At 67.4% G+C, this 5,351-nt stretch carries 4 protein-coding genes; 2 read left to right on the top strand and 2 right to left on the bottom strand.

All coding sequences use genetic code 11. From position 1 onward, the window contains the following. Together ACIQ67_RS19270 and ACIQ67_RS19275 are read right to left on the bottom strand one after the other, a co-directional pair. Positions 1–1,026: DUF5117 domain-containing protein (locus tag ACIQ67_RS19270; protein ID WP_397535996.1), on the bottom strand; the 1,026-nt coding region annotated here is incomplete at its 3' end. Between the two features lie 41 nt (positions 1,027–1,067). Next, positions 1,068–3,851 carry a zinc-dependent metalloprotease gene (locus ACIQ67_RS19275; protein ID WP_397535997.1) on the bottom strand — a complete coding sequence of 928 codons (2,784 nt, stop codon included), beginning with the start codon at positions 3,849–3,851 and terminating at the stop codon, positions 1,068–1,070. A gap of 258 nt (positions 3,852–4,109) precedes the next feature. Here ACIQ67_RS19275 and ACIQ67_RS19280 point away from each other — a divergent pair, with 258 nt between their 5' ends. Next, positions 4,110–4,703 (top strand): YqiA/YcfP family alpha/beta fold hydrolase, encoded by a 594-nt coding sequence (locus tag ACIQ67_RS19280; RefSeq protein WP_397535998.1) that lies wholly within the window; start codon positions 4,110–4,112, stop codon positions 4,701–4,703. Then, on the top strand, positions 4,700–5,351 hold a 652-nt coding region (locus ACIQ67_RS19285), incomplete at its 3' end, for an SDR family NAD(P)-dependent oxidoreductase (protein ID WP_397535999.1). The genes ACIQ67_RS19280 and ACIQ67_RS19285, both read left to right, overlap by 4 nt.

Genomic DNA, 5,351 nt, shown 5'->3' on the forward strand with positions numbered 1-5,351 from the left:
GTCGAGCCAGAAGGTGATGGGCTTGACGGGCTCGGACAAGGCCGCCGCCGCATCCTTCTTCTCCAGGCGCCAGCGCTTCACATAGTGCACGCGCGGGTTGGCCTTCATGTCACCGCCCAGGTCGGTGAAGGACTCGGTGAAATGGCCCAGGCGCGGATCAGCCTCGCGCGGCGTCATCGGCGTCTCGGGCAAGGCCGCGAAGCTGTAGACGTAGTCGAGGAAGAAACTGCGCGGGTCGGGCACTGCTTGCGGCAGCTGCGCAGCCGGCATCGGCGTGGGCGTGAGCGGCGGCGCGGGAATGCGCGGCGTGGCGAAGTGCAGGCGCGCCGTCAGCGTCGTGAGCTGTGCATCGGCGCGGCTGGCGGCAAAACTGGAGTTGGCGCGGTCCAGCGCATAAGGAAGGCGGAAGGCCGCCTCCAGGCGCGTGGACATGCCGGGAATGTCGGCCAGCAGCAGGCTGGCATCCAGCAGGATGGACTTGCGAGTGGGGTGCTCGGCGCTGGCCTGCACACCGGCGGCCAGCAGGCTGGGCGAGAAGGCCTGCTCGATCGCGGTCTTGCTGCCCTGGTCGGCAACGGCGCGGAACTTCTCGTTAAGCGCCATCAGCTGCACCTGGCGCCCGACGCGGCGGAAGGTCGCCAGCCAGGCCGGCCCCATCTGGCTGGCGTAGAGGCCGCGCTCGCCAATCGAGTTGGCATAGTTGACTGTGAACAGGAAGGGCTTGCCCAAGGCCGCGACCGGCACCTCGATCCAGGCCTTCTCGTCCAAACGCCAGATCGGGAACAGGCCTTCGCTGACCTTGGCGCCCTTGATCACTTCGTCGAAGGGCTTGAGGGCCGCGGGATCGGCCGGCGGGCGCGCAGGTGCACCCGCGGCCGGGCCGTTCGTGCCGCCGCCAGCTGCCGCCGGCGTGGCCGGCGGCGCGGGCTGGGCCAGCGTGGCGCCGGCGCTAAGGGCCAGCATCGCGGTGGCCAGTGCGTGGCGGCGCCAGGCACCGCCCTTCATCATCAGAGATTGAATGGGCATGGTGCCTTGCTCTTCTTCTTTGCTACTGCGGGTGGACTCGATCAGCTGCGGCTCATCGTGGCGCGCAGCGCTTCGGTCAGCGTGCTCAGGCTCTCGGCCAGATGCGCGCGCGTCTCCACCGATTGGCCGCCCTTGGCCACCGCGGCACGCAGATCGCTCTGCAGCTGGGTCGCGTTGTAGCGCAGCAGGCTTTGCGCGTCAGCAGGCAGCGTCGGCGAGCCCTTGGTCAGCAGGGTCTGCAGGCGTTTCATGTGCTCGCGCTGCAGATTGCGACGCAGGCGGTCGATCTCGCTGCCGCTCTTGAGCTCGCTCCAGATGGCGCCCTGCAGCGTGGCGTAGACCTCGTTGAGCGAGATCATGCCCTTGCGCTGCTCAGGCGCCACGTAGGACGGCAGGTCCAGCATGCGCGACGCGGTGCCGGTACTCAGCATGCGGTCCAGCGCCACGCGCTGGATGCTGCCCACCACGGCCGGGATGCTCAGCGGCGTGCCACGCTCCCACTCGTTGTAGTCCAGCGTCAGCGAAGACAGCAGCTCCGGCTTGAAGCGGAAGCTGTCGGCGCTGAACAGGCCGCTGGCGATGAACTGCAGTGCCTCGCGCTGCTTGGCGGGCTCGACCGGGCGGAAGCTCGGGCGGCCGGTGGTACCGGGCAGGTCGCGCAGCGCATGCATGCCGCCGACATATTTACCGACCAGATCAGCGGCCGTGTTCAGCTGACGGAAGCCCGCCAGCAGCTGGCGGCGCTGACGCAGCGGGTCGTCGCCCAGCTGCGGCTTGCGCTCCTGCACACGGGCCCACAGTTCCTGCGACAGCTTCAGGCGCTTCTTGTAATAAGCCAGCGGGTCATCGCCCAGGTCGAAGCGGTTGGCCAGCGGGTCCAGGCCGTCGTAGGGGCCGAAGCCACCAGCATCCGCGTCGTCGGCATAGGCCAGCTTGGGATCAGTGCTCTTGCCGGCAATGCGCGCCAGCTCGGCCTTCTCCTGATCAGCCGGGATCGGCTTGTAGGCGTACTCGACCGCCCAGTAGTCGTAGGCACCCAGCGTGGTCGGGTTGATCGAGGTCTTGGCCTCACCCTTCAGCGGCAGGTTGTAGGCGTTGTAGTCCATCACCGAGCCGGAAATGCTGTTGGCTTCGGTGAAGGCCTTGTCCTTCAGCTGCGCCTGGGTAATGGTGGTCGAGGCCTTGAAGTTGTGCTTGAAGCCGAGCGTGTGGCCGACTTCGTGCGCCACCGTGTCGCGGATCACCGAGAACACAAAGGCTTCGGCTTCCGGGCTGTCCGGGGCGAGGTCACCACGGGCTTCCAGAATGTCCATCGCGAAGTGCATCTCGGCGGCAGCTTCCTGTGCATAGTTGCACTGCGCCACACCCTGGCCGTCCTTCCAGCCCAGGCTCAGCTTGGCCAGACGCTGCTCGGCGCTCATGCCCACATCTTCGGCAATGAAGCGGCGCGAGCCGCGCGCAAACACATCGCTCATGCCGATGTCGGCATCGATGATCTCGCCGGTACGGGGATCGGTATGGCTCGGGCCGATGGCAAAGCCCACGTCGGCGCCGACGAACCAGCGGATCGAGGCGTGGCCCGCGTCCATATTGTCCCAATTGGCATCGTCAGGCTGCTGCTTGGCAACCAGGGCATTCTTGAAGCCGATCTTCTCGAAGGCCTTGTTCCACTCCAGGATGCCGGCCTCGACCGCGGCGCGGTACTTGACGGGGATGTTCTTGTCCATCCAGAAGGTGACGGGCGTCACCGGCTCGGACAGGGCGGCCGCCGCATCCTTCTTCTCCAGGCGCCAGCGCTGCACATAGTGCACGCGCGGGTTGGCCTTCATGTCACCGCCCAGGTCGGTGAAGGACTCCATGAAGTGGCCCAGGCGCGGATCTGCCAGGCGCGGTGCCATCGGCTGCTCGGGCAGGGCCAGGAAGCTGTAGACATAGTCGACGAACAGGCTGCGCGGATCGGGCGTGGCCTGCGGCGGCGTGGGCATGGGCATCGGCGACGGCGTCATCGGCGGGGCCGGGATGCGCGGCGTGGCGAAGTGCATGCGTGCAGTCAGCGTGGACAGCTTGGGCTCGGCGCGGGCGCGCTCGAATGAAGAGTTGGCGCGGTCCAGTGCGAACGGCAGGCGGTAGGCGTACTCCAGGCGGGTCGAATAGCCCGGGATGTCGGAGAACAGGAAGCCGGCATCGATCAGGATGGACTTGCGCTCCGGATGCTCGGCGCTGGCCACCGCACTGGCGCCCAGCAGGCTGGGCGAGAAGGCCTGGTCGATCGCGACCTTGCTGCCCTGGTCGGCTACGGCGCGGAACTTGGTGTTCAGCGCCATCAGTTGCACCTGCTTGCCGACCACGCGGAACTCGGCCATCCAGTCCTGCCCCATCTGGCTGGCATAGAGGCCGCGCTCGCCCACCGAATTGGCGATGTTCACGGTGAACATGAAGGGCTTGCCGATCATGGCCTTGGGGATCTCGATCCAGACCTTCTCGTCCTTGCGCCAGATCGGGAACAGGCCGTCCTGCTGCTTGGCGTCCTTGATGATCTCGGCGAAGGGCTTGGGCGCGGTCGGGTCAGCGGGCGGCCTGGCAGCGGCCGGTGCAGCGCCTGAAGCGGCCGGGGCAGCTGCCGCCGGCTTGGCGGCGGCGCCGCCGGAAGCAGCGGCCGGTGCGCTGGCCACGGGCTTGGCGGCGTCGGCCGGCTTGGCGGCAGCGGCATCGGCCGCCGGTGTGTTGTTGACGCTGACGGCGCAGCCACTCAGCAGGACGATGGCGGTCGCGATGGCCGACAGGCTCAGGCCGGAGCGGCCCATCTGGATTCGATCTTCAGTCATGCAGCTCTTCTCTCAGAAAGTGGCACTGGCCGGCAGGCGCTCGTGGCGGCCTCCAGCACGGTAAGGGGACAAGCAAAGGGGCCGACTTTGTCTGCAGGCGCGGCCGGCGTCAATGCTGCAGCACCCCATCCGCTGACAGAAAACCGCAGTTCGTCGCATCTGCGAGGCCACCTCATGGAAGACCCTAGGATCGCGACAGCGCCCCACGTCACCCGCCCGAAAGCGGCAGGTCAGCCGCTGTCGCTAGACTGGCGCGCCATGTCCAAACCCGAGAACGCCACCCACCTGCTTTATCTGCACGGTTTTCGCTCCTCGCCACGCTCGGCAAAGGCCCAGCGCATGGCGCGCTGGGTGGCCGAGCACCGGCCGGATCTGGTGTTCGCCTGCCCGCAACTGCCGCCCTCGCCGCGCGCAGCGATCGAATTGGCCCGCGAGTTGGTGGCCGACTGGCCGCGCGAGCGCATGGCCCTGATGGGCAGCTCGCTGGGCGGTTTCTACGCCACCGTGCTGGCCCAGGCACTGGGCTGCCGCGCGGTGCTGCTCAATCCGGCGGTCGACCCGGCCCGGGACCTAGCCAAGTACATCGGCGAGCACAGCTGCTGGCAGAACCCGGAGGAGCGCTTCTTCTTCCGCCCCGAGTTCGTCGATGAGCTGCGTGCGCTGCAGCCCGGCACGCTGGCCTATCCCGAGCGCCTGCTGGCCGTCATCGCCAAGGGCGACGAGGTGCTGGACTGGCGCGAAATGCACGCCCGCTACGCGCCCGGCCAGATCAAGCTGCTGGAAGGCAGCGATCACGGGCTGTCCGATTTCGACGATTACCTCTCTGAACTGACTGACTTTCTCCAGCTATGACGACCCAACGACTCCAGAACAAGGTTTCCATCATCACCGGCGCCGCCCAGGGCATCGGCTTGGCCACAGCGCTGAAATTCGCGCGCGAAGGCGCCATCGTGATCGTCTGCGACATCAAGCCGCAGGCGGTCGAGGACGCGGCGGCACAATGCCGCGCCGCCGGCGCGCAGGCCGAGGGCCATGTGCTGGATGTCACCTCGCGCGAGCAGGTCGACACGGTGGTGGCAGCCGTGAAGGCCAAGTACGGCCGCATCGACGTGCTGGTCAACAACGCCGGCATCACCAAGGATGCGCGCCTGCAGAAGATGACGCTGGAACAGTTCGACGCGGTGATCGATGTGAACCTGCGCGGCGTCTTCCACTGCGCGCAGGCGGTGGCCGACACCATGGTGGCGCAGGGCGCCGGCGTGATCCTCAACGCCAGCTCGGTTGTCGGCATCTACGGCAACTTCGGCCAGACGAATTACGCCGCCACCAAGTTCGGCGTGATCGGCTTCACCAAGACCTGGAGCCGCGAGCTCGGCCCCAAGGGCGTGCGCGTCAACGCGGTGGCGCCGGGCTTCATCGAGACGCCCATCCTGTCAACCATCCCGGCCAAGGTGATCGAGCAGATGCAGGAGCACGTGCCGCTCAAGCGACTGGGCAAAC

Origin of the sequence: Roseateles sp., assembly GCF_044373315.1 — a bacterium.
In the GTDB taxonomy this organism is placed as follows: Bacteria; Pseudomonadota; Gammaproteobacteria; order Burkholderiales; family Burkholderiaceae_C; genus JACDQM01.

Excerpts from the sequence above, each read along its gene's own strand:
- ACIQ67_RS19275 (WP_397535997.1), bottom strand. The coding sequence starts at position 3,851 with ATGACTGAAGATCGAATCCAGATGGGCCGCTCCGGCCTGAGCCTGTCG.
- ACIQ67_RS19280 (WP_397535998.1), top strand. The coding sequence starts at position 4,110 with ATGTCCAAACCCGAGAACGCCACCCACCTGCTTTATCTGCACGGTTTT.